At 39.3% G+C, this 25,017-nt stretch carries 19 protein-coding genes, 1 pseudogene and 2 riboswitches; of the genes and pseudogenes, 2 read left to right on the top strand and 18 right to left on the bottom strand.

Annotated features, from left to right (window positions below):
* Positions 1-51 precede the first annotated feature (51 nt).
* From NSQ84_RS03225 to NSQ84_RS03215, 3 genes are all read right to left on the bottom strand, one after another.
* On the bottom strand, positions 52-480 hold the full coding sequence (locus NSQ84_RS03225; RefSeq protein WP_063389250.1) for an RbsD/FucU family protein: 429 nt from the start codon (positions 478-480) through the stop codon (positions 52-54).
* Between the two features lie 126 nt (positions 481-606).
* On the bottom strand, positions 607-1,377 hold the full coding sequence (locus NSQ84_RS03220; protein WP_066246791.1) for a DeoR/GlpR family DNA-binding transcription regulator: 771 nt from the start codon (positions 1,375-1,377) through the stop codon (positions 607-609).
* A 419-nt stretch (positions 1,378-1,796) separates the two neighbouring features.
* Positions 1,797-3,866, bottom strand: a complete 2,070-nt coding sequence (locus tag NSQ84_RS03215; protein ID WP_066246794.1) for a bifunctional aldolase/short-chain dehydrogenase — start codon at positions 3,864-3,866, stop codon at positions 1,797-1,799.
* A 291-nt stretch (positions 3,867-4,157) separates the two neighbouring features.
* Here NSQ84_RS03215 and NSQ84_RS03210 point away from each other — a divergent pair, with 291 nt between their 5' ends.
* A complete protein-coding gene (locus NSQ84_RS03210; protein ID WP_157727905.1) occupies positions 4,158-4,328 on the top strand; it encodes a hypothetical protein in 171 nt (56 codons plus the stop codon).
* A gap of 257 nt (positions 4,329-4,585) precedes the next feature.
* Positions 4,586-6,211: a methyl-accepting chemotaxis protein gene (locus NSQ84_RS03205; protein ID WP_066246796.1), complete on the top strand. Its 1,626-nt coding sequence runs from the start codon at positions 4,586-4,588 to the stop codon at positions 6,209-6,211.
* Positions 6,212-6,485: 274 nt separating this feature from the next.
* On the opposite strand, the gene NSQ84_RS03200 is transcribed toward NSQ84_RS03205, so the two are convergent.
* From NSQ84_RS03200 to NSQ84_RS03130, 15 genes and pseudogenes are all read right to left on the bottom strand, one after another.
* Positions 6,486-7,739, bottom strand: coding sequence for an ABC transporter permease (locus NSQ84_RS03200; protein ID WP_063389255.1), 1,254 nt, complete (start codon positions 7,737-7,739; stop codon positions 6,486-6,488).
* Positions 7,732-8,631, bottom strand: coding sequence for an ABC transporter ATP-binding protein (locus NSQ84_RS03195; protein WP_066246800.1), 900 nt, complete (start codon positions 8,629-8,631; stop codon positions 7,732-7,734). The genes NSQ84_RS03200 and NSQ84_RS03195 overlap by 8 nt, the downstream gene beginning before the upstream one ends.
* A gap of 787 nt (positions 8,632-9,418) precedes the next feature.
* Positions 9,419-9,937, bottom strand: coding sequence for a hypothetical protein (locus tag NSQ84_RS03190; protein ID WP_066246803.1), 519 nt, complete (start codon positions 9,935-9,937; stop codon positions 9,419-9,421).
* A gap of 278 nt (positions 9,938-10,215) precedes the next feature.
* Positions 10,216-10,734: a hypothetical protein gene (locus tag NSQ84_RS03185; RefSeq protein ID WP_066246805.1), complete on the bottom strand. Its 519-nt coding sequence runs from the start codon at positions 10,732-10,734 to the stop codon at positions 10,216-10,218.
* Entirely contained in the window at positions 10,710-10,964 is a 255-nt protein-coding gene (locus NSQ84_RS03180) for a hypothetical protein (RefSeq protein WP_261308710.1), read from the bottom strand. Before NSQ84_RS03180 ends, NSQ84_RS03185 begins: the two co-directional genes overlap by 25 nt.
* Before the next feature lie 150 nt (positions 10,965-11,114).
* Positions 11,115-11,610, bottom strand: a pseudogene (locus NSQ84_RS03175) (SAR2788 family putative toxin); the annotation flags it as partial.
* A gap of 11 nt (positions 11,611-11,621) precedes the next feature.
* Positions 11,622-12,533, bottom strand: a complete 912-nt coding sequence (locus NSQ84_RS03170; protein ID WP_082829346.1) for a S8 family serine peptidase — start codon at positions 12,531-12,533, stop codon at positions 11,622-11,624.
* A gap of 361 nt (positions 12,534-12,894) precedes the next feature.
* Positions 12,895-14,667, bottom strand: coding sequence for an allophanate hydrolase (gene atzF, locus NSQ84_RS03165; RefSeq protein ID WP_066246807.1), 1,773 nt, complete (start codon positions 14,665-14,667; stop codon positions 12,895-12,897).
* Positions 14,664-18,302, bottom strand: a complete 3,639-nt coding sequence (gene uca / locus NSQ84_RS03160; RefSeq protein WP_066246809.1) for an urea carboxylase — start codon at positions 18,300-18,302, stop codon at positions 14,664-14,666. Before uca ends, atzF begins: the two co-directional genes overlap by 4 nt.
* 44 nt (positions 18,303-18,346) lie before the next feature.
* Positions 18,347-18,997: an urea amidolyase associated protein UAAP2 gene (locus NSQ84_RS03155; RefSeq protein WP_066246812.1), complete on the bottom strand. Its 651-nt coding sequence runs from the start codon at positions 18,995-18,997 to the stop codon at positions 18,347-18,349.
* Positions 18,998-19,097: 100 nt separating this feature from the next.
* Positions 19,098-19,811 carry an urea amidolyase associated protein UAAP1 gene (locus NSQ84_RS03150; protein WP_063389264.1) on the bottom strand — a complete coding sequence of 238 codons (714 nt, stop codon included), beginning with the start codon at positions 19,809-19,811 and terminating at the stop codon, positions 19,098-19,100.
* Between the two features lie 62 nt (positions 19,812-19,873).
* A riboswitch (guanidine-I (ykkC/yxkD leader) is annotated at positions 19,874-19,996 on the bottom strand.
* A gap of 136 nt (positions 19,997-20,132) precedes the next feature.
* Entirely contained in the window at positions 20,133-21,824 is a 1,692-nt protein-coding gene (locus NSQ84_RS03145; protein WP_066246816.1) for a methyl-accepting chemotaxis protein, read from the bottom strand.
* A 34-nt stretch (positions 21,825-21,858) separates the two neighbouring features.
* Positions 21,859-22,653 carry an ABC transporter ATP-binding protein gene (locus NSQ84_RS03140; RefSeq protein WP_186439255.1) on the bottom strand — a complete coding sequence of 265 codons (795 nt, stop codon included), beginning with the start codon at positions 22,651-22,653 and terminating at the stop codon, positions 21,859-21,861.
* The gene (locus NSQ84_RS03135; RefSeq protein WP_063389266.1) at positions 22,654-23,472 is read right to left on the bottom strand and encodes an ABC transporter permease; all 819 of its coding nucleotides are present in this window, start codon (positions 23,470-23,472) and stop codon (positions 22,654-22,656) included.
* A 13-nt stretch (positions 23,473-23,485) separates the two neighbouring features.
* Positions 23,486-24,511 carry an ABC transporter substrate-binding protein gene (locus NSQ84_RS03130; protein WP_066247003.1) on the bottom strand — a complete coding sequence of 342 codons (1,026 nt, stop codon included), beginning with the start codon at positions 24,509-24,511 and terminating at the stop codon, positions 23,486-23,488.
* A gap of 140 nt (positions 24,512-24,651) precedes the next feature.
* A riboswitch (guanidine-I (ykkC/yxkD leader) is annotated at positions 24,652-24,782 on the bottom strand.
* Between the last annotated feature and the right edge of the window lie 235 nt (positions 24,783-25,017).

The following is a 25,017-nucleotide window of genomic DNA, read 5'->3' as shown; positions in this document are numbered from 1 at the left end:
CTATCGCTTCCATCTTGAACGGAAAATGTACTAGTTTCCCAATGAAATCTATTATGAAATGACACCTTTTTTTAAAATGATATTGGCATAAAGCGCACTCTCGCTCGTTGCGATAATTGCATAAGCATTTTTGGCTCTTTCATAAAAGCTGAATCTCTCCATAAATTCTATATCCCATGGTTCGGAACATTTTTTCTCCAGAAGTTTTTTATATTCGTCCCAAATGGCCGGTTTGCTTTCATTTTGGTTTACTACTTGCATGAGAGCCACCGGTTTATCCACAAAAGTATCCAACGGAAACAAATCTAAGATAGAATCCAACAGCTCAGGAACACCATGTCCGTCAGCTCGAACCAATCTTTGAGCAAAATTTGCTGCCGGAAAATTCCCGTCTGCAATGACAATTTCGTCACCATGGCCCATTTCCATCAAAATTTTTAACAGCTCAGGAGAAAGATTCTTTGGAATACCTTTTAACAACGCTTACACAACCTTTGTTTATTTTTGTTTGTTTTTATATTATCAAATATACCAAAAAAAATAAAGAGTGCTATTATAAAAAATTTTTTGTTTTTTTTGTTTTATTTTGAAACAATTTGACCCCTTTTACGATAAAGGAACGATTGTGATTTTTGTGTTTTTTCCCTCAAACTCTTTTTTATATGCTGGATGGATATTGGAATCTGTAATAATTTCGTCCACTTTCTCAATATGATTGATTAAAGCGAACGTCCGAACGCCAAACTTGCTGGAGTCAACTAGTAAAATGGTTTTATCTGCTATCTCCATCATCTGCTTTTTTATTAATGCTTGCCATTCATTCGAATCGCTGAGTCCGCCTTCAAGATGCACACCTTTGCAGGATAGGAAAGCTTTATTGACATGGTATGTTTCCAAAGATCGTTCTGCGAGAGGACCAATATACGATAACGATTTTGAAGAGAGCATTCCGCCGGTTGACATTACTTTAATTTGATCTTTGACACTTAATTCAATTGCTACTCTAATGGAATTTGTTATAACTGTTAGTGGTACATTTGGCAGTTCCTTTGCCATATACCATGCCGTCGAACTTGCATCTAAAACAATCTGGTCTCCTGGCTGTATGAGCTTAACTGCTTCTGCAGCGATTGCTTTTTTTTCTTTGGCATTTGTGACTTCACGTTCTAAATAGGACAATTCGAGCTGCTGGTCTCTTTCAATGCTGACCGCTCCCCCGTGGCTGCGCAGAAGCCTCCCTTCCTTTTCCAGCTTTTCTAAATCTCTTCGTATCGTCTCCTCCGTGACTGAAAACATTTTGCTAAGCTCCGATACTCGTACACTTAATTTTTTGTTAACGATTTCAACTATTTTCCTATGTCTTTCGGCTACAAGCACCTTGCACGTCCCCCCAATATGTTCAAAAGTTTTTCAATAGTTATCAGAAAATAATATACCACATTACCACAATATGTCCTAAAGATTTCAAGCACTGCCAGAAAATAATATACCACATTATAAATAAAATGAATCATTAAATCATTGTCACCAATATTTTTAGCACATCAGGCTCAAAGCAGTTTTCTCACAGCGCATCTATTATTTTTTAAAGCGGAAAAGGTTTTTATGCCCTTTTCCGCTTTCCGAAAGCCTCCTGATGGTTAAGTCTCCGTACGTTGTTGAAGGGGGATGACCTGCTGCAATGATTAAATCTTTCTTATTCACGAATTCGTTATAATAACCGATAACTGTTATGTGGAGAATTTTCATGAAGAGCAATGGCCAATAGGCTATTGCTCTTTTGTATTGTTGAAAGATTATCTAGTAAATGCCGCTGGAACACCACCGTCAACTGTGATCATGCATCCGGTTGTTTTTTCAGCTTTAGAAGATGCAAAAAATGCAATCGCCTCTGCAATGTCTTCAGGATACACATTTACTAATAATGTTGTTCGTTTTTTATAATAATCTTCTAATTCATCCGGTGAAATTCCATAAGCTCTTGCACGCTCTTCACGCCACTTGGAATCCCATATTGCAGAGCCTTGAAGAACGGCATCCGGAAGAACGGAGTTTACACGTATTCCGTATTGGCCGCCTTCAGCAGCAATACATCTTGCCAAATGAGTTTCAAGCGCCTTTGCAGCACTGTAAGCAGCCGCATTCTTTCCAGCATAAATTGAATTTTTCGAGCCAACAAATACCATATTCCCGCCAATACCTTGCGCCTTCATTTGTTTAAACGCTTCGCGAGCTACTAAAAAGTATCCTGTACCAAGAACGTTCATATTTAAATTCCATTCTTGCAAAGTTGTTTCATCGAACGGACTGGATGTAGCAAGTCCAGCGTTGTTGACAATAATATCGACTCCGCCAAAGGCAAGGGCAGCTTCTTTAAAGGCAGCTTGCACTTCTTCCTCTTTTGTTACGTCCATTTTGACGGCAATTGCACGATTTTCGCCATATTTTTCGTTAATTTCTTTAGCTTTTTCCTCTGCTCCTTCGATGTTTAAATCAGCAATGACAACATGTGCGCCTTCGCTGGCTAGACGTCGGCACGTCGCACTGCCAATTCCTCCTGCACCGCCTGTGACAAAAGCCACTTTGCGCGAAAATTCTGCTTCTGGTGGAGCAAGCGTTAATTTGTAGAGCTCAAGCGGCCAATATTCTACATTATAAGACTCATTTTCGTTTAATGAGACAAACTTCCCGAGCGCATCTGTCCCTTTCATGACAGCGATGGCGCGATGATAAAGAGCTCCGCTGATCCTTGACATTTTTTCATTTTTCCCTGTATTCACCATTCCAATACCAGGAATTAAGATTACTCTAGGGGCAGCTTCAAACATTTTGTCCCCTTCGTTTTTGTTCCGCTCAAAATAAGCTTTGTAGTCTTTTTTATAATTGGAAACTCCTTCTTTTATTTTTTCCTTTAATTGTTCTTTATTTTCTGTTTGCGGATCCCATTCGATGTATAAAGGAACCCGCTTCGTGTGAACTAAATGATCAGGGCATGCTGCGCCTATTTGAGAAAGTTCCTTTGCGTTTCGGCTGTTAACAAACTGAAGAACATCCTCTCCGTCATCCCAAGTTAAAATCATTTTTCTTTCATCGCTTACAGCACCACGAATAACTGGCAATATTTCCGCTAGGATTTCTTTTCTTTCATCTTTGGAAAGGGCTTTATATTTTAATCCGCCAAATGCTTTTTCTTCATCGATTCGCTCTTTTATATAGTTTTCTGCTTCATTAATAATAGAAATCGTTTTTGCATAGCATTCCTCTGAAGTATCGCCCCATGTGACTAAGCCGTGTTTTTCCATCAACACTAACTCTGCATTCGGGTTGTTTTTCACGCCTTCAGCAATCATTTTGGAAAGCGTAAATCCAGGACGCACGTAAGGCACCCAAACAAATCGGTTGCCGTAAATCTCCTCAGCAATTTGCTTTCCGTTGTCCGCACAGCAAATGCTGATAATCGCATCAGGATGCGTGTGATCAACATGCTTAAACGGAAGAAATGCGTGCAGCAAAGTTTCAATCGAAGGGCGTGGATGCTTGTGATCAATCATGCAATGAGATAAATAGGCAACCATTTCTTCATCGGACATTTCATCTCGTTCTATAAGCGGGCGGATATCTTCCAATTTAAGTCCTGTAAAATTGTGTGCTTTCATTGTCGCTAAATCTGAACCGCTTCCTTTTACCCACATGACTTCAATTTCACGGCCGCGGAAATCGCTTTCAATTGTTTTCATTGAAGTGTTGCCTCCGCCCCAGTTGCATACAGCGCGATCTGCTCCGATTAAATTGGAACGGTAGACTAACTGTTCTAAACCTTCCGACAATTTTTTAGCTTTTTCTGAATCCCACAAACTTTTGACCATCTGTTGACCTCCATTTTTGTTTTTATTTATTTTAAATATAACATATGATTGTTTATTATTGAATATATTTTTTTATTTTTGTTTTTTGTTTTGAATATTTTATTTATAGCTAAGATTTGAAACGTATATTGTTTACTTGTTGATTTCACGCCTATTATTTTGGGATTTTTCAATCAAGGGGAAAATAAAAGGTAAATCAACATAAAAAAAAAGGATCAAAATATGAAGGGAATATAATCAAGCAGAATCATATAGTGGCTCTCTTTTACAAGACGAGGGGAATAATGTATAATGAAGTTGAAAAATTGCATCAACAACCAGACGACCAAAGGTGCTGCGACACCCTTGGCCCTGCAACAGACGGTTCCCTTCAAGGGGATCAGGCAGCAGGTAAAAAATAATCCACCACTGCTATCAGCTCAAGGGTGGATTATTTTTTTTGCGGATTTGACAGCATTGTAATTATAAGGCTTGAAAAACTGATTGCAAACATTAACGCTTCGAATACTGTCATCGGCACACCCCCTTTCTGTACGGGGTAAATGCCAACCACCCTTGAGTCTACCGTTCTATTGCATTTTCATTATATCAAATACTAAATTTTGAATCTATAAAAATAGAACATTTGTTCCTTTTTTACTAGAAATTAAATTTTTAGCAAATAATTATTGAAAATTCTGTAAATGGGGTATACATTTGTAGTAAGGGGAGGGAGAAGTATGAGCCGTTTAATAAAGAAAAAAGCTGCTCAACAAGCACTCAAAAAAGTCATGCATGTAAGCGATATCATTAAGAAACAGCTAGATCCTCAGCTTCCGCTAACCGAACAGCTCGACAAAATTCGAAAAACGTTCGATGAAAGGCTGGGCCAAGACGAATATTTTTTGGTCGTAGATGAAACAGGATATTCTCCGCTACATACCAATCGCCTTCGTGAAGGAAGAGTATTTTCGGATGAGGTCGGCAAAAAAGCCGCTACAACAAAAGAACCGCTTTTGCAGCTGTATATCCGTGATACAGGAGAAATTCTTGTTGATGCGAGCTGTCCGCTCGTTACAGACAGTACTGGAAAACGTTATAATATCCGGTTAGGAAGACTCATTCATCGCCCGTACTTGCAAATGAATTTTGCCATGCTATCGTTTTTGCCAAGCTTTCTTTGCCTCATGACAGCTTTATTTATGCAATTATCTTTTCGTCAAGCAATTATTTTATTTTTCGTAACTATTTGCGTAAGTGCAGTAAACAGCTTCTTTGTTTACCGCTCGTTCACTTCTAATCTTAGACAATGGTATAACGTCACACGTACTGTATCATCAGGCAACCTTCATGTCGAAGTAGATATTGTCGGCAAACGCAATGAGTTTCATCAAATAGGTTATGAAATTAATAAAATTATTTTTGGAATCCGGTCGATTTTAGGCGAGTTTGCCAATGCCGTCAAAACTGTCAAGAAGGTCAGTCAAGATCAAAAAAAAGAAGCGAATCGCTTATCGGAAATTTTTGATGAAGTAGCTGCAACAATGGAAGTGTTCCGCGAAGGCTCCAAACAGCAGACCGATTCGTTTAAAAAAGTTAGCGAACTGGCAAATTCGATGATAGAAGGTGTATCAAATATGGGATCGGAAATTGAACGTGTTGTTGAATACGCTCAATCAACGATGCGTTCAGCAGATGAAGGACAACAAATGATTGAAAAAACGGAACAGCTTATGCTAAATATTGAAAATGACACGAAAAAGGCAACTTCCCTCATCCAAATGGTATCCAAAAAAGCGGATCAAGCGATGGAAATGGCTTCTGCGATCACAGCAATTGCCAAGCAAACGAATCTTTTAGCATTAAATGCTTCCATTGAAGCAGCGAGAGCAGGTGAATCTGGAAAAGGCTTTGCGATTGTAGCTGCAGAAGTGAGCAAACTGGCAGATGATACAAATTCTTTTGCGGCTAAAATTTTATCTTCGTTGGAAGAAACGAGAAATGATTTAGCTCATGCCGTTACTGCCGTCAAAAAAAATGAAGAAAGTGTTGATCAAGCTTCCTTGTCTATATCTGGAACAAAAGAAAGCATGCAGACATTTAAGCGAATGTTTTCAGACATTCATTCTCTGTTAAAGCATAATCGAGAAAACGTCATAAACATTCGTGAAAACGGCAACAATTTAAAAGGTTTAATAGAAAATGTAAACTTAATCGCACATGATTTCACCAACACAGTCAACGAAACAACGGCAGCATTGGAGGAACATATTGAAGGGATCCATGAGCTTGCAAAGGAATCGGTTATTCTTTCCGATGCTGTCATACATCTTCAAAAAATTTTAAACCGCTTTCAATTACAATAAATGTCTTGATTGACTGGGGATTTTCTCTTTACTATTAAAAATCACATCGTCAAGAAGCGAATATTTGCAGGAATAATCGAAAATGCAAAAGGGAGATCCCCCAACTTCGGTAGTTGAGAAAAAATACTGCGCAGAAATTGACTCATTTTCATCATTATCAAAGCTTCCAAAAAATTAAGCAGCCAAACTCCTAGTGTATAGGAATCGGGCTGCTTGCTACGTTTATTATTATCTGCTCAAAATCAAAAGAAAACCATTTTGCGTAATGTCTTCTTCATTTATTTTTCGATAGCTGCAAAGCTTTTTTAATATCTTTAAGCGCATTGGATTTTCCGTACATCAATACGCCGCCTTTGTAAACTCTTGCCCCGAAGACAGCTAATATAGCAATGGATGCTATTAATAAACCGATTCCTAAAAGCGGCTCCCAAATTGGAAGATCCAGCATTCCAACCCGCAAAAACATCAGCATTGGGGTAAACGGCGGAATGTATGATGTGATCGTAACATAGGAAGCTTCCGGATTGCTCAAACCAAATATCGCTAGCATAAAGCCCGCCACAACCGTTAAAATCATCGGAGTGATCAACTGCTGAACATCTTCTATACGACTGACCAGCGAGCCTAGAAAGGCAGCCATCGTCGCATATAATAAATAGCCTAAAATAAAGAAAATGACTGCATATAGAATGGTCGACAACGACGTGTTTTGGAATCCAAAGAAAGAGAAAAATCCTCCATCCATCGATTCTAAATTTTGTTTAATGGAAACGTAGCCGACAATAAGCCATAAGGCAAGCTGCGTTAAACTCAATAGAGCAACACCTAAAATTTTCGCAAACATTTGTGTAATAGGAGGAACACTGGAAATTAAAATTTCCATCACTCTAGAAGATTTTTCTACTGCTACCTCCATCGCAATCATATTTGCATACATGATCACTGCAAAATATATTACAAATAAAAGTACATATACGAGACCTCTCGCTTGATTCAATTCTTCCACCGTTTTTGCGTTGGCATTCAACGCTTCCATTTCAAAAGATACTGGCGCATTCAGCTTCATCAGTTCTTCTTGCGTTAATTTCAATTGACCTGCTGTCCATACCATGCTCACTTGTTGGAGGGCATATTGCAAATCGTTTGGAACGGTTGAGTCTGCAAGAGACGCTGCTTTATATACCGCCATCGGCCGGTTTTCATCATTTAAAGATAAAACGAGATACCCTTTGATCTCATCATTTAATACATTCTTTTTCAGCTCTTCTTCGGAAGCATTAGTTTTTTGCAATTGAATGTCCGGATTAACTTCTTTCAATTGCTTTTTAAACGGTTCAAATAAAGAATTTGATTGATCAATGACTGCAAGGCGTTCTTGATTTTCACCAGAATTAAAAAAATCAATAATTTTTGATATGTTTCCCAAAACTAGAATAATAAGCAATGTAATAACCGTGGAAATGATAAATTGCTTCGATCTTAGTTTGGTAAAATAAGTGTGGAACAAAACAGTCCAAAAGTTATGCATAGGCCGCACCCACTTTCTCTATAAAAATATCATGTAATGAAGGCTCTTCTATTTGGAATTTGCGAATAAATCCTTTATCGACAATCTCCTGTAACAATTGTTGTGCGGTCTCTTCTCTTTCAATTTGCAATTGAATCCCTTCAACTGTTGTCTTGGCTTTTACGACACCTGGGAAATTCTTCAAGAAATTGAGATCAAAATCCGCATGAATCACGAGATTTTTTTTGCCAAAGGAACGTTTAATTTCTTTGAGCGACCCATGAACTACAGGGCTTCCCCTATGTAATATGCATAAATGTTCACATAATTCCTCAACGTGCTCCATCCGATGGCTGGAAAACACAATGGATGTACCGGCATTTTTCAAATCAATGACAGCCTCTTTCAATTGCTCAACATTGACCGGATCCAATCCGCTAAACGGTTCATCCAAGATGAGCAGCTTCGGTTTATGTATGACAGCAGCAATAAATTGAATTTTTTGCTGGTTTCCTTTCGACAGCTCTTCGATTTTTTTTTCAGCGTACTCTGGCACTTTAAACCGTTCGAGCCAATTTGCCAGCTCCTTCAGCGCATCTTTTTTGTTCATCCCTCTTAATCTGGCTAAATAGACAATCTGATCCTTTACCTTTAATTTCGGGTACAATCCCCGCTCTTCGGGCAAATATCCGATATACGGGCTCGTGCTATAATCAATTTTTTCTCCATTCCATGTAATGGTTCCTTCAGTTGGTGCCAGCAGCCCTAAAATCATGCGAAATGTTGTCGTTTTTCCGGCACCGTTTGCCCCTAAAAAACCAAACATTTCTTTTTCCGGAATGGATAAAGACAGCTTATCCACAGCGGTGAAATCGCCAAATTTTTTCGTCACTTGCTCTAGCTTCAACGTCATGTATTTTCCTCCTCTCATCTTTTAATACGGATCAAACAAGAAAAAAGTTCAGTATCGTTTTAAATTTCTGTCTAACTCACAAGTGAAACATCGTTAGTGACAATGATGATATGAAAACTATGTTAAAAATATTTAAACCACATAATTAAAACAGGAGGATGCTTCACAAAAGTTGTTCAAACTTTTGGAAGCATCTCTCCATTTAATAAATGTTGAGATGAACAAAAAGGCAGAAACCTTTTTTTATTACTTAAAGGTTCACTGATTTGATTTTAGAATCCGAACTGAGATGGATTTTGAAGAAATACAACTGTGAAGGACAAAAATAATCTAATAAAATTTATAAACGTCCTTCATGGAGGTGGTGAAATCCAAAAAAAGGAAATTGTATATACTGAATGTCCGTCATAAGGCTTTTGAATGACAGAATGAAAATAGCACGCATAGAAAAAGTCCTTCATAAGATTCCCGAAGGACATAAACAAGATACGAAACATAGGGAAAGAAGTTGCCCAGAAAGCCAAAATCTTTTGGAAACGAAAAACATAAACATTGAATATCGAAAGGGCACCTATAAGCCGAAAAAATCGACTAATTTGACAGCCACTTTTGCCATTATGATTTGGCTTCTTTTCGGCAATAGGAACGCCATCCTCCAAAATCTGTAATATCCTCGAATCGATTGGCGATATACGCCTTCCAAAAGAAAGCCCGACACTTTGTTTCCGTTGATCAGTTTTACTGTTCCTACTCTAAAAGATTTGTATTCCTAATTTTTTACAAAATACTAAAACCATTTCGTCTTGCCTCTCTTTTTATCGATGACAGCTAAAGCTCTAATGGGAAATTTATCAATAAACGGTTCTACTGAAATGTTATAATGTGCCTCGATATCTTTTTTTAATTGATCGCGTAAATCTGTCAATCGGTTCACTATATAGTCCATCTTAAATACAGGATCAAACGGTTCCTTTCTCCAAATAGAAGTGAGTCGAACCTTATCGTTATTGTCAAAAGGGATGATTGAAATCAACGGCTCATCTTCGTCAATTTCAAGAGTATAATAATGAAATTCCGGGATATCATATTTGCCACTTTCGATAATGGCGAGCCATCTCTCTAGGTATAAATAAAACTCCAACAATGCGATATCATCTCGGAAATAGGAGATTCCATCTACTTTTATGTCAAAATCTCCACTAACTCTAAGCACAATGGCAGCATTCTTTTTCAACTTTTTAGGAATATAAGATTCATCGGTTGTAAAGTGATAGACAAATTCTATTTGACTGGATATGCTGTCCATATTTCACCATCCCATCCCCTATTACTCTTTTGTACCTATGTTTTACCGAGTGGTTATCACTACAATGATAAATCAGCATTCTTTGTTTCTACCTCTGGATTTATAGAATTGAATCCTTTTCATTCGATTGCGTACTTGGCTTTTATCAGTAGTGTTGAATTAGCATAATTCGGACACTTTTTGAAAAAATAAATGGGGCTTCAAAAATAATAGAAAGCCCCAAGAAATGTTATCAACTACAAACATTGACATAGTCTTTAACAGGTAACGTTCAATGACTAAAGCCATTTCGTCTTACCCTTTTTTTTGTCTACAACTGCTAAAGCTTTTATCGGAAATTTATCAATAAACGGTTCTACTGAAATGCTATAATGTGCCTCGATATCTTTTTTTAATTGATCGCGTAATTCTGTCAATTGGTTCACTATATAATCCATCTTAAATACAGGATCAAACGGTTCCTTTCTCCAAATAGATGTGAGTCGAGCCTTATCGTTATTGTCAAAAGGGATGATTGAAATTAACGGTTCATCCTCATGCCATTCAAGAGAATAATAATGGAATTCAGGGATGATATATTTTTTACTCTCGATAATGGCAAGCCATCTGTGTAAGTATAGATAGAATTCTAATAAAGCAACATATTCTTGACAATATGATCTTCCATCTACCTTAATTTCAAAATCTCCATCAACTCTAAGTACGATAGCGGAATCCTTTTTCCACTTTTTAGGAATGTAAGATTCATCGGTTGTAAAGTGATAGACAAACTCTAATTGATTGGATATGCTGTCCATATTTTACCATTCCACCCTACTACTATTTTAATTTTTTTCTGACCTTTTGTACCTATTACTTTACCAAGGTTGGCTATAACTACAAATGACAAATCCGCATTTTTTGTTTCTACCTCTGGATTTAAAGAATACGATGCGTTCTTAGAATTTAATCCTTCTTTAACCCAATTATTTACTTGGCTTTTACTGGTAGTATTGAATTTAGCATAGGTTCCTCCAGTGCTTTTCAAATGCTTATCTTTTACCCGAAAACTAGAAACTTTACTTTTTGCTGCTTTAACGGCTGCCTTTGCAAATGTGTTAAGAACGGCTTTAGAGCTTTTTATCGACTTAACGATAAGTTTTTTTCCAAATTTTTTTATGGCATACTTGATTCCATGTTTTGCAACTACTCCGATTATAACCGCCGGCAGAACCGAAGCTTGAGCATCAATGGTATTGATCTGGTAAGATTCTCCGGTATCTTGATCAATGAGTGTTGCAATAAAATCGGTGCCGTTGCAACACTACATCAAAATGTTGAGTAATGATTTCTCCATTCTTTAACTCTATATGACCTGAAAGCGTTATTTCACCAGATTCACTATTCACAAACAATTCGGTATCAATGGATGTATCTTCATTTTCTACTTCTGTAGAAACAACCACTTCCTCGTCAGAGATTTCTGTTGCTGTCATTTCAATATCTTCTGCTAAATCTAATCCAAGTTCTTCCTCAACATCTACTTCATACTCAACACCAGTATTGTCTTCAACTAATACAGTATTTGTGTCACTTACAGGTATATTTTCATTAGATTCAGCACTAGCAAATCCCGGTAATATTGCCGATATCGATAAAGTTACTATAAGTAACTTTAATATCAGTTTTTTCATACTTTTCCTCCTTATTTTCGATGATTTAATGTTAATAATCCACATCCATATAAATCATCACAGCCACTTTCACCCAAATCTTTCGAATATTCCAATAAATCTTTATGGACTGTTTCCTTATGAATTTCTTTATTGTTTAAGAGGCTCGCAATAATGCCTGTGGCATATGCCGTTGCAAAAGAGGTACCACTTAATTCTTTTTGATGTGATAGCTTTCCAGTCTTTATAGCAACAATATCTACACCTGGAGCAACAAAATCAATTTTTCCTTTCGCCGCGTATTTATAAATTTTCATATTTTTATCGATTGCTGAAATAGACAAAACACTTTCATATTTTGCAGGGTATTCAGTATATAAACCAAGTGTATTCCCAGCTGCAGCAACTATGATAATATCATGGTTAATGGCCTTTTCTACTGCAGCACGTAATCTTGCATCATCTTTTTGAATCCCAAAACTCATATTGATAATGTCTACATTTTGGTTAACGCACCATTCAATGCCTTCCGTAATATCGTCAATATCTCCGTTCCCATTAGCATCCAGTACATTGACATCGTAAATTTCAATATTTTTAATAACTCCTTCTACATGATCTTTTTGATTAGACTGAGCCGCAATGATACTAGCAACCGCTGTACCATGTCCGTATGAATCTATTTGATTATTTTTCTCGTTGAACCTTTTTGATACTTTGACACGAGCCTTTTCTTCATCAATTCCACTATCAATAATGGCAATTTTTATAGGTGTGTCTGTTAAAGAGTTAGGATCAGCATATTCCTTCTGTATGGAGCATAGAGCCCAATTCTGATTACAATCAATTTTTTGATCATAGGATAATTGATGATTGCATGAAGCTAAGAAGATGAAGAATATTATAAAAAAAATAGTTTTCTTAATTTTTATAAATTCCCACACCTCCTAGTTATTTTTACTATATATAGTAATTTTACCAAAATTGGAATTTAAATACAATATTTTAAAATTTTATGTAATAAATCTAAATAAGAGGAAATACTATTTTTTCAAGCAATTTGGAAATGAATTGATACATTGGTATTTTCAATATTCAAGTAACCAGCAGAGGTAAAAGTCGTATTTTACAGTTTAAAAAATAAACAAAACAGAAGTATGCAGCTAACTTTCTGTCTCCTAATACACTGTACGTACACGTCGATTTTATCTAAATAGTTCAGTCACTCCATCCTGTCAATCTCTTAAAATTAGAATTTTGCGCTTGAACGTGAAAAAGCCGCCAACATGTTTGACGGCTTTTGTATTATGAATTGAGTTCTTTCAGGCAATAGGAACGCCATCCTCCAAAAGCTGTAATATCCTCCGCTTGATTGGCTATATACTTTTCACAAAGAAAGCCCGGCACTTTGTTTCCGTTGATCAGTTCTACTGTTCCTATACTTAAAGGTTCTGGAATAGATGCTGTAAAAGCACCAAATGAAGCTAATGGCATTTCCCATATCTCCAATTGAATGGAGGCGCCATTGTGGTTTGTTTTGATAAGCCCAGGTTTGGCAGGATCCGTAGGCAGCTTATACAGCCGGTAATTAGGAGCAGTTGTTGCTTCACATACGAATTTGCCTCCGAATTGATGCATTTCATTTTCGAGCGGAAACCCTCTCATATGCAAACCGCAGACGGCAACAAAAGTCGTATTTTTTTGCGGTTGAAAATTTTCTGTTAGAATCTCTCCTAAAAATTGAGAAGCAAGTCCGAATATCAATCCTTCCTGTTCTGCCAGCGAAAACATCGTCATGCCAAAAGGAACATTTGCTTCCGCATCCTCTGCCGGAATGGCGATTGCCGACAGATCCAAAAGATTACAGTGATTGGTGTATTTTCCCATTTCGTTATTTGTGCGAATCGGATCGAGCCTAACTTGTTCGCGCGTCCAAGTACCGCCACAAGTAGGCAAAACTAATACTGCATCTTTTAACAATTTTTTCACTTTATGCTTGATTGATTGGATCCTGTGCATCGCTTGAAAAGCTGATGCTGCCGTATGATCAGGAGAAGCTCCGGAAGAAAGGACTTTTTCCGTAACGGAAAACACATCTTCTGTATTTGCTTTCACAAAATCACCTAAATCCGCCCATCTTTCCGCCACCCAAGGACCTTCATAAAGAAGAGACGCCGCTTCGGAAAACAAATCATAATCGATATACTCAATCGGAAGACGCAAACGTTCCAATCTTTTCATCGTTTTCATCCATGCATTCCTATATCCTTCACGAAATGGGCCAAAAAACGAAAGCGGTTGTTTCGGCAAACAAATTTTGCTCGGACTTTTCGGCGATACGTTCGGGAAATAGCGTGACCAAGGATCTGTTTCATCCTCGCCGCGCACAATTCGATCAACTTCCAATGCATCCTGCAAATTGTGCGCAAAAACTGTCACACAATCAAGGCTTGCGCAAGCCGGAACTACTCCAGCGGTCGGCCAGGCTCCCCTGCTCGGCTTAAATCCGACTAAGCGATTTAAGGCTGCCGGCACTCGTCCGGACCCAGCAGTGTCCGTTCCGAGTGCAAACGCTGCATGGCCTCGTGCAACGGCCACCGCAGATCCAGAGCTTGATCCCCCGCTGATCAGTTCTTCTTTTAAGGCATTTTTCGTTTCTCCATAAGGACTTCTTGTACCGACAAGCCCAGTGGCAAACTGATCTAAATTTGTTTTTCCTAATGGGATCGCACCTGCTGCGATTAACCGCTCAACCACTGTTGCGCTTTTTTCTGGTATATAAGCATATTGGGGGCAAGCTGCAGTTGTCGGAACCCCGGCTAAATCAATGTTGTCTTTAATAGCAAATGGAATTCCCCATAATGGCAAGCTTTTCCGATCCAGTGAAGCAAGCCTGTCTAGATAAGGCTGAATTCTTTCCATTGCCGGAGGGGTAATCCATATATTCATATCCTCATCTTGTTTAACTCGATGAATGATTTCAATGACTACTTCTTCGGGAGTCAATTCATTGTTAAGGTACATCTCTCTCAACCGCGCAATCGTCAAAGGTTGAGGAAAATGTTTGACCGATTTCATTTGAGAACCTCCTCTCGTTCTTTCTGCTTTAAAATGCTGACAATCAATTGTCCTGATTGCACCTCGTCCCCTGGTTTCACGTAAACATTTACTATTTGTCCATCGCACGGGGCCAGCTGCGGAAACTCCATTTTCATGCTTTCTTCAATCATCAGAACATCGCCTTTCTTAACTTGCTGTCCAGGAGACACAAGAACTTTCCATACACTTCCAGGCATGGAAGAACGAACAACCTCAGCACCTGGAGGGATATTTTCCTCTTGCCCTTCTTTCATTGGTTCATGCTCTGATATATATTCCGCCAATCCTAGCTGCTTCCACCGTTCTCGCTCTGCTTGAAAAGCTTCCTGCTGCCGCATGCGGAAAGTTTCGGCACTATCTTTGATCGAATCCAAGAATTTTAAATATTCGCCAAGATCAAACGTTGTTTCTGTTATTTCCACTTCAAACCTTCCTCTAAGAAAATCTTCCCGCAATTGCAGCAACTGTTCCGCATCTACTGGGTAAAACTGAATTTGATCGAAAAACCGCAATAGCCAAGGTTTTCCTTGTTCAAAACTCTTCGTTGTCCGGAATTTATTCCACATTTGAATCGTCCGGCCGACAAATTGATAGCCTCCAGGACCTTCCATTCCATATATACATAAATACGAACCGCCAATTCCTACCGCATTTTCAGGCGTCCAAGTCCGGGCAGGGTTATATTTTGTTGTGACTAAACGGTGCCGAGGATCAATTGGGATGGCTACTGGAGCGCCAAGATAGACGTCGCCTAATCCTAAAACAAGATATTTTGCATCAAATACAATTTTCTTTACATCATCAATGCTTTTTAAGCCATTTATGCGCCTGATGAATTCCAAATTACTCGGACACCACGGAGCATCGGAACGGACGTTTTTCTGGTAGCGTTCAATGGCCAATTGAGTAGCCGGATCATCCCAGGAAAGAGGCAGCCGAACAATACGTGAAGGGACTTTTATCGATTCCAGCGGCGGAAGCTCGCGATCAATTTCTAAAATTTTTTGACAAGCCTCGCGAACGGACATTTTCGATGGGTCAATGTGCACTTGCAAAGACCGAATGCCCGGCGTTAAATCAAGGAAAGGGATGTTGCCTTTTTGTTGTATCGCTTGCATTAAAGCATGTACTTGAAACCGATACAGCAGGTCTAAATCCATTGAACCGTACTCAATCAGCAAATTTTCGTCGCCGCTTGAACGAATCGTAATTGGAATGTTTCGAGATGTTTGTTCTTGAGCCAAAATTGAATCGTCGGCTGTAATTTTTGGATTAATGGCAGGAAGTTGAGAAGGTTGAAATCCGTACAAACTGCCATTTTCAATTTTTTGCATAAACATTTCTTGTTTTTTTCGAAGTTCCTCCGCTTCTTCCAATGACAACAAATGAAACTTGACGATATCGCCCGGATGCAATTGCCCAATTTTCCAAAACTCAGCTGAAGCCGTCGTAACTGGGCAGACAAATCCTCCTAAACTAGGTCCATCAGGTCCCAGTAAAATCGGCATATCGCCTGTTAGATCAAGCGATCCCACTGCATAAGCGTTATCATGAATATTTGATGGATGCAAACCTGCATCTCCGCCGTCTTCTCTTGCCCATTTCGGCGCTGGGCCCATTAACCGGACGCCTGTGCGCGAACTGTTAAAATGCACTTCCCATTCTGTTTCAGTTAATTGCTGCAAATAATCCGGCTGCAAAAATTCGCTTGTACAATGAGGGCCCGGAATGACGCCTATCGTCCATTTATTCGTCATGATCGGTCTATATTCAGCTGGAAGCCCCTTCGTTTTTTTGACAACAGCCCCCCGGTTGACCAAAAGCACATCGCCAGTGCGCAAGGCGCGTCCGCCATGGCCGCCGAATCCGCCGAGCGTAAATGTGGAGGAGCTTCCTAAAACTTCAGGCATGTCAAAACCGCCTGCTACTAATAAATAAGTCCGCATTCCCCTTTTCGCTTCACCAAATGATAATACTTGGTTCTTTTTTGCCAAAACAGGTTCATACATCGGCACGGGCTGATCGTCAAGCTTAGCCTGCATATCGGCACCTGTAATACAAAACCATATATCATCTCGAAAACGATAAGATCCCCCGCGCAATGTCATTTCAAGACCAGGGGCGCCTTCTCTGTTCCCGAGAAGTTTATTTCCAATCCGGAACGAGAGCTGGTCCATTGGACCGGAAGGCGGCACACCTACGCTCCAATATTTAATGCGTCCGGGCCAATCCTGAACAGTTGTTTGAATTCCTCCGTCCAATACTTCCAGTGCATGTTCTCTAGGTTGAAAATGGTTTAATAAACGGGTGTATACATTCCCTTTTATAAAATCCTTTTCCTTCAATAAAGCTTTCAAGTAGTGGAGATTGGTTGTAATACCGTACAATTTCGTTTCGTTTAGCGCTTGTATGAGTTTTCCGATCGCCTCTTCCCTGTTTTTTCCACGAACAATCACTTTCGCCAGCATTGGATCATAAAGAGTCGTAACCGTGATTCCGTTTCTTACCCACGTTTCCGTTCGAGCTGTTTTAGGAAATTTTGCCTCATCAATCTGTCCGGCGCTCGGCCGAAACTCATGCAAACAATCTTCCGCATAAATACGTGCTTGAATGCTATGCCCTTTCGGCTCTTTAACTAAGGAATGCAATTCATGCAGATCATCTGCTGCTTCACGTATCATCCATTCAACAAGATCGATGCCAAAGACCTCTTCTGTTACACCATGCTCCACTTGCAGTCTTGTATTCACTTCAAGAAAGTAAAAGGAGCTTGTTTCAGGATCATATAAAAACTCAACGGTGCCTGCACTCCGGTATCCAACTTCTTCCGCCAATCGGATGGCGGCTGCGAACATTCCTTTTCTGACTTCCTGGGACAAAAGAGGGGCCGGACTTTCTTCCACAACTTTTTGATTGCGGCGCTGAATAGAGCAGTCTCGTTCGCCTAAAGCTACCACTTCACCAAATCGATTTCCAAAAATTTGAACTTCTATATGGCGTGCTCTAGCGATATATTTCTCCAGGAAAACGCCTTTATTTTTAAAATTTGTTTCAGCAAGACGACGTACCGCCTCAAATGCCGAGCGCAAATGCTGTTCATTTTCGCAAACGCGCATTCCGATGCCTCCGCCTCCTGCCGTGCTTTTTAAAATAATTGGATAACCAATATGTTCAGCTTGTTTTACCGCCTCATCCAAATCGGTGATGAGGTCCGTTCCCGGCAATAAAGGAACATTGGCTTTTTTTGCAATTTCTCTGGCAGAATGCTTTAATCCGAATATCTCCATCTGTTCAGGTGAAGGTCCGATAAACGTAATTCCATTTTGTTCGCACAAGCGGGCAAAATCTGCGTTTTCACTTAAAAATCCATATCCGGGATGAATGGCATCGGCTCCTGACTCAATGGCAGCTTTTATGATTAAATTTCCATTCAAATAGCTGTCTTTGACCGGGCCTTTTCCTATTAAAATAGCTTCATCTGCTTCGTCTACATGTAAACTGTCTTGATCCGCCTTTGTATATATAGCAACCGATAGAATTCCAAGCTTGCGAAGCGTCCGTTCAATCCGGACGGCTATTGCCCCGCGATTGGCAATCAGAATTTTTTTAAACATTTTTGTTCTCCCCCCTGACGCATCCGTATCCTAGTTGATTCTGTTTATTTATCCCAAATCAGCACTTGTATTTTTGTTGGATTGTAAGCATTGCAAGGATTGTTTAATTGCGGGCAGTTGCTGATCAGCACCAATGTCCGCCGAAGGGATAATAATTCCACATAACTTCCGGCATAAGAGATTCCATCAGCAAATTCTAAATGACCATCTTCTGTAACCGGAACATTCATGAAGAAGTTAATATTTGGAGCCAGATCCCTTTTTGTAAAACGCTCCCCATATTTCGACAACTGCAGCATAAACGTGTCGCGGCAATTGTGCATATGCAATTTATCATGTGCATATCGGACGGTATTGCTTTGTGCTGAGCAAGCACCGCCTAATGTATCGTGGCGCCCGCATGTATCCGCTACAATCTTCAGCAATTCATTTCCTGATTCAGAACGAAGCACCGAACCTGTTGTTAAGTAAATATTTTTCTGTCCTGTAATGGTGGCTGTTACACTGTAATGATCCTCCGGATTATCTGCATCGTAAAACAATGTATCTACTGCTTGGTTTCCTTCCAAGTCGACAATTCTTAGAACTTGCCCTGGATTTAGTTCATGCATCCAGCCTTCCCCGGCAGGGATGATTTTGTTATAGATTGCATTTTCTTCTTTTCGAGGACTTTCTACTTTTTTAATATTTTCCATGTTCCTTTCCTCCTCATATCGTATTTTTAAATCGGTATTTTCTATAATATTGATCTTTAAAGGCATCAGCCTGGGTACTCAAACAATTTCCTGCCCAATGCTATAAAAGCGCATAATATTCCCAAGTATTTTCAAATGCCCGGCGGTTTTCAGGACGATAATTTACACAATAATCGTTCAAATCGACAGGCTCTGCCGGAAGCATTTCCATTGCCACCGGAACGGACGGATAGTTGGTTCTTGGATCAAGCGGATTTGGTGTATTAGATACAATCAGCAAAATATCCATTTCTGTTCTTAATGTTACTGTGTCATTTTTTTTGCAATGATCCAAACAATAGGTAAGGTTGCCTTTGTCGTCGGTTTTCACTTTTGAAAACAGATTGACGACAGGAGCCATGTCGCGCAGGCTGAGCCCGTTTCTTACAAGTTCCATGGCAAAGTTCTCTTCTCCGCTTCTGAGCCAGTCATTTCTTAATTCTTGATAGCTTGTTTTTCCATATTTCTCATCTGTTCCTTCCCTTGTGGTATAGCCTGAAACAGTGTCGTGCCAGCCAAGGCTGTCGCTAGTGATGCTGGCCAATACTCGGCCGTTATCGCTCATCAATACGTTTCCCTTTGTCAAGTGAAATGTGTGCTGGGCTTTTAATGTATCTGGCATGTTATAACGCTCTGAAAGATCATGTGCATGATACATCATAAGTGAAAGATTGGCTCCAGCCTCCAAGGCTGTAAAACGAATAAGCTTTCCTTTTCCAATTTTTCCCGACCATTTTCCTCCAGGTACGATCGTTTTGCTGAAAATTTTAGTCATCCAAAATACCTCCCTTGAGACTTTTCTTAATGATCGTTGTAAAAAAATAAAAGCCTAGGGAAATCTCCCAGGCTTTTATCCTTCCGTGTTTATAGAAAGACATCTTTTGATGCTTTCTATACGCTCTCTCTCGGACCAGACCTGCTGCAAACTTAAGCAGCAGCGGAACCCTAGACAGCTTTTTTGTTCCTATCGATCAGGAACCTTTATGAAATTTTTATTTAAGATTAATATAGAAAGGAGTGCAGCATTGTTCAATGATTTTGTTAGATAATATAACATGAAACTTACAATGAATGCTGGAAATAGATAAAAACAATGTTAAACATTAAATTCCCCGATCATGTTTCTCAGTTTTTTTGCTACATTTGAGAGATTTTCTGCCGTTGCTGTAAATTCTTCAATTGCAGCCAGTTGTTCTTCCGTTGAGGCTGCCACATTTTGTGAATGAGCTGATGATTTTTTGGCGATGTCAGCCAATTGTCCGATAGAAACAGCAACTTGATCAGCTCCTGTTGACATTTGCTGGACAGATGAGGAAACCTCTTGTATTTGACATGTTACTTTCTCAACTGATGTTAAAATTTTATGGAAAGCGCGCCCAGCATCATCAACAACCCTTTTACCCTCTTTTAGATCGCTCCTTCCTTTATCGATATTCTCCACGGCGGCAGCAGCAATGGAGAGGACATGCTGTATCATTTCATTTATTTGAATCGCAGATTGTTTTGACTCTTCCGCCAAGTTTCGAACTTCCGTTGCTACAACAGCAAAACCCTTGCCTTGTTCCCCTGCACGCGCCGCCTCAATTGCAGCATTTAGAGCCAATAAATTCGTCTGCTCCGCTATATTTGCCATGACATCTGATATTTTTTTTATCTCGTCGGTAAGCTTGCCAAGTTCCTCAATCTTAATAAACGCTTCATCAACGGATTTTTGTAAAAATTCCATCTGCTTGACTGCTTTGACAATTGATTTGTTTCCTTCTTCTGCGATTTTCGATGTGGTCAAGGCCGATTCTGCTGCGAAAGAAGATGACGATGCAATTTTTTGAACTTCATTGGCAATATTATTCACCGCATGTGAGCTTTCATCCGCCATGTCCCCTTGATCACCGGCTCCGGAAGCAATGTCTTGAACTGCCATCGTGATCTGTTCTGTACTTTCCGCAAAGTTTTTAGTACCTTCAGAAAGCTCGAGTGCTGAAGCGGAAACTTCATCTGTCGTTTCCTTTATTTTTAGCATCATTTTTTGCAGGTTCTCCAGCATTCTATTAAATGCCGCCGCCAGCTTTCCAATTTCATCTTTATTCGTGATATGGATTCTAGCTGTTAAATCTCCTTTATTTCGCGCCAATTCCTCTAATTTATTTGCAATTTTCCACAATGGCCGGGTGGTTCTTTTAGAAATAAATATTGCAATTAAAATTCCTGCAAACAGTGCTGTGATAAATACCGCTGCACCCGCCATGATTTTTTTTCTTATTAATTTTTCATCTTCCGCAATTTTCTTGGTTATCCGTTCTGTCTCAATTTGTTTGAATTCTTCCAGTTTGGAACTAAAAATAGCGCGAATATCCGCATATTCACCATGAAAAATAGCAAGCGTTTTTTGGCGGTCTTCCCCGGCCAATTCCATCATCTGCGTTTCTAATTCAACTAATTTTTGATTATTTATATTTAGATCGTGGAAAATTTTTTTCGTCCTGGAATCATCCAGCATCGGAGTCACTTCTTTAATATGTTGATCAATTTGCTTTGCAAACTGATTGTACTTTTCCCTTTCGGCCGTATTATCCGGTTCGATAATCACCCCTCTGACCGCATCTGTTAACGCAAGGTCTTCAAATTGAATCTGGTGGGCAAGCTGCAATTTTTTCATATCGGTATTTGCTAAATTAAAATAGGATTTGGAAACGTCCTGCAAAGTAGAGTAAACAATAAGAAAGGCGAGCAGGACAATTAGCAAAACGGTTCCAAAGCTAAGGAGCAGTTTGTTTCGTATCTTCATCATCAACAGCCCTTCCGATCCTTCTGTATTTTTTTTACTAATGCTTTAATAAAGAAATGATATGTTTTTTTACATTCATAAATTTCTCTACATCCACAAGCTCCCCATCTTGAAATAATTGCAAATCCGCATCAATCTCTTCGAGAATTCTCCCCGGTCTTGCTTCCATGACATATATTCGCTGGGATAAGAATAAGGCTTCATCGATGTCGTGCGTTATAAACACAATGGTTGTTTTTTCCTTCTTCCAAATATCCAACAATAATTGCTGCATGGATTGCTTTGTTTGTGCATCAAGCGCTCCAAAAGGTTCATCCATTAATAACACTTCCGGATTATTGGCCAACGATCTTGCAATAGCCACACGTTGTTTCATGCCGCCGGACAATTCTTTGCCGTAGGAATCCGCAAATCTTTCCAGTCCTACCAGCTCTAAATATCGATCGGAAATTTCTTTACGCTCTTTTTGTTTCATTCCTTTTAGCTTGAGGCCAAACTCTATGTTTTCTCTTACTGTCAACCAAGGAAACAACGTATAAGACTGAAAGACCATACCTCGTTTCGCACTTGGTCCTTTCACTTCTTCACCGGATACTTGCACACTGCCTGATGTCGGCTCCTCCAAACCTGCCAAAATTCTCAAAATGGTCGACTTACCGCATCCCGACGGTCCAAGAATGGAAACAAATTCTTCATTTTTTACGTACAAAGAAACATTCTCCAGCGCTTGAAAGGAGCCATTATTCGTTTTATACACTTTCGACAAATTTTGAATGTTTATTTCAATCTTCTCTTGGCGAAGATTTTTTTCAGCTTTGATAGCATTCAACATTTAATTTCCTCCTTCCGCCCATGGAAATAATTTTTTATTAATGTAGGCAAAGCATCTGTCAATAATAAGTCCCAACAGCCCGATAACAATGATTCCGACAAAGATGGACTCGGTATCCATGAAACGCTGCGCTTTCATAATCGAATATCCAAGACCGTTGTTTGCCGCCACCAGCTCTGCTACAACTAAATACGTCCAAGCCCATCCCATAATCAGCCGCATAGTTGTCATTAATTTCGGAAGCATTGCAGGGATGATAACCTTTGAGATGACTTGCCAGCGGTTTGCTCCAAGAGTATAGGAGGCATAAAGTAGGTCTTTATGAATCCGGTTTGTGTCATCTGCCACCATTAAAACGAGCTGAAAAAAGCTTCCGATAAAAATCACTAAAATTTTTGCTGTTTCCCCAATTCCTGCCCAAACCATAATAAGTGGAATAAAAGCGGCTGCCGGCATATACCTGATAAACTCAGAGACGGGCAAAATAACCGATTCTGCAAGCTTAAAAGTGCCAGCCAATATTCCGAGCGGAATCCCTAACAGACATGCCAGTAAAAACCCCATAAAAACTCTGTAGACGCTAATCCCGATTTCTCCCCAATACTCCGGACTTGAAAGGGCAGCAAAGAAAGAGCCCACAACAGCTGCGGGAGTCGGAAGAAATACTTCATCCACAAGTTTTAAATTGCTCAGCAAAATCCAAATGAGCAATAACAAGATAAAAGCAGCTGATACCCCAGTAAAATACCATTTTTTCGGAATATCCTCGCGTATTTTGAATAATGTCCATTGATGCCTTTTTCCTTTTTGAAGCTCCATCCATTAATCCTCCTTACTTTGCCCGTTCAATTTCCGCTTTTATAAATGAGGTGTCAACGAAGCTGCTAAAATCAGGAATGTCTTTAATAAACCCTAACTCTTTTAAAAATTCAGCATTTTTTTCAGCTGTGTAATAAAAAGATTGATAGTTATCTCCCTCTTTAAAAGCGTTCAAGCTTTCTTCAGGAGAAAACAGCTTGAATCCTTTCATTCCTACATCCAGCTCTTCTTTTGAAATTCCCGCCTCGTCCGCTATTAGTTGAATCGATTGATCGTAATTTTGCGAAAGATAGTCAACCGCATCAAACCATGCTGCTACGATTTTTTGCACGTCCTCTTTCCTCTCTTTCGCAACATCTCCCCTTACAACGAATAAGTCGGAAATCAAGCCCGGAAAATCAGCGGATGTCACCAACTTATGTCCTTTTCCCTTATTCACTGCCATGCTTAAAAAAGGCTCCCACAAACCGGCTGCATCCAATTTTCCAGCTATAAATGAATTTCCCGCATCTTGAACAGATAAGTTTGTAAATTTCACATCGGACTCCTTTAATCCCGCTTCATGCAATGCCGTGAGCAGAAAAAAGTGTTCAATCGTACCTATTTCCGTACCAACTTTCTTCCCTTTTAAGTCTTTAACCGAGCGAATATCATTTGAAGCAACAAGCCCATCGCCGCCAAGTGAATTGTCTGTAATAAATACCGCTTTTAAATCAATTCCTTTTTCTAAAGGGGAGATCGAATCAAGCAAAGCTTGGCTGTTTCCATCAATTTCTCCCGTATTTAATGCAGAAAGGGAATCAGCATATACTGGAAACCAAACCAATTCGACATCCACTCCATGTTTTTCGAAAAAACCCTTTTTTTCTACGAGATGCCATAAATACCAGCTCGGCAAGGCGCTGAAACCAATCTTAATCGGTTCTTTCTTGCTTTTATTGCCGCCAGAAGTTTCATTTGCAGATTTACTTCCGCAAGCAGACAACAACAAGCAAAAAATGATAGAAAGAACAAGTAGTGGAAACTTCTTTTTCTTCATGTCTTTCACCTCGGCTTTATATTTTTCATCTCTTTTTGAAATTAGGTATTTCAAAATAGTGCTTAAAGAAATTCTGTTATATCCCCCTCCCCAGATTTTTAAATTTTCAGCTTTAAAAAAATAAAAGCCAGAGAGAATAGATCTCCCAGGCTTTTATCCTTCCGTGTATATAGAAGTTGCAATCAAACGCAGCTTCTATACGCTCTCTCTCGGACCAGACTTACCGGCGGTGATACAGCCTGCCAGCAACGGAACCCTAGACAGCTTTGATTTCCCACTTATTTCGGGGAACGATATTCACTTTTCATCATTCCAAGATACGCTGGCAAATGTCAGCTTTTCACCTTCTTTTTCCGGTTGACAGAGAATGAGAGATCACTACAAACTCTTTAGGGGGATTTTTTATTTATTAAGAATTATAGTTTATATGACTATATCTGCAATAAATATGTAATATTTTCTAACATAATTTCTCGAAATATTCGCATATTACGGAAACTATTATT

The sequence above is a fragment of the Aeribacillus sp. FSL K6-3256 genome, assembly GCF_037965805.1.
GTDB lineage: Bacteria > Bacillota > Bacilli > Bacillales > Aeribacillaceae > Aeribacillus > Aeribacillus composti.
Note: the sequence above shows the minus strand (reverse complement) of the source record. Positions and strands in the feature narration are given on the sequence as shown.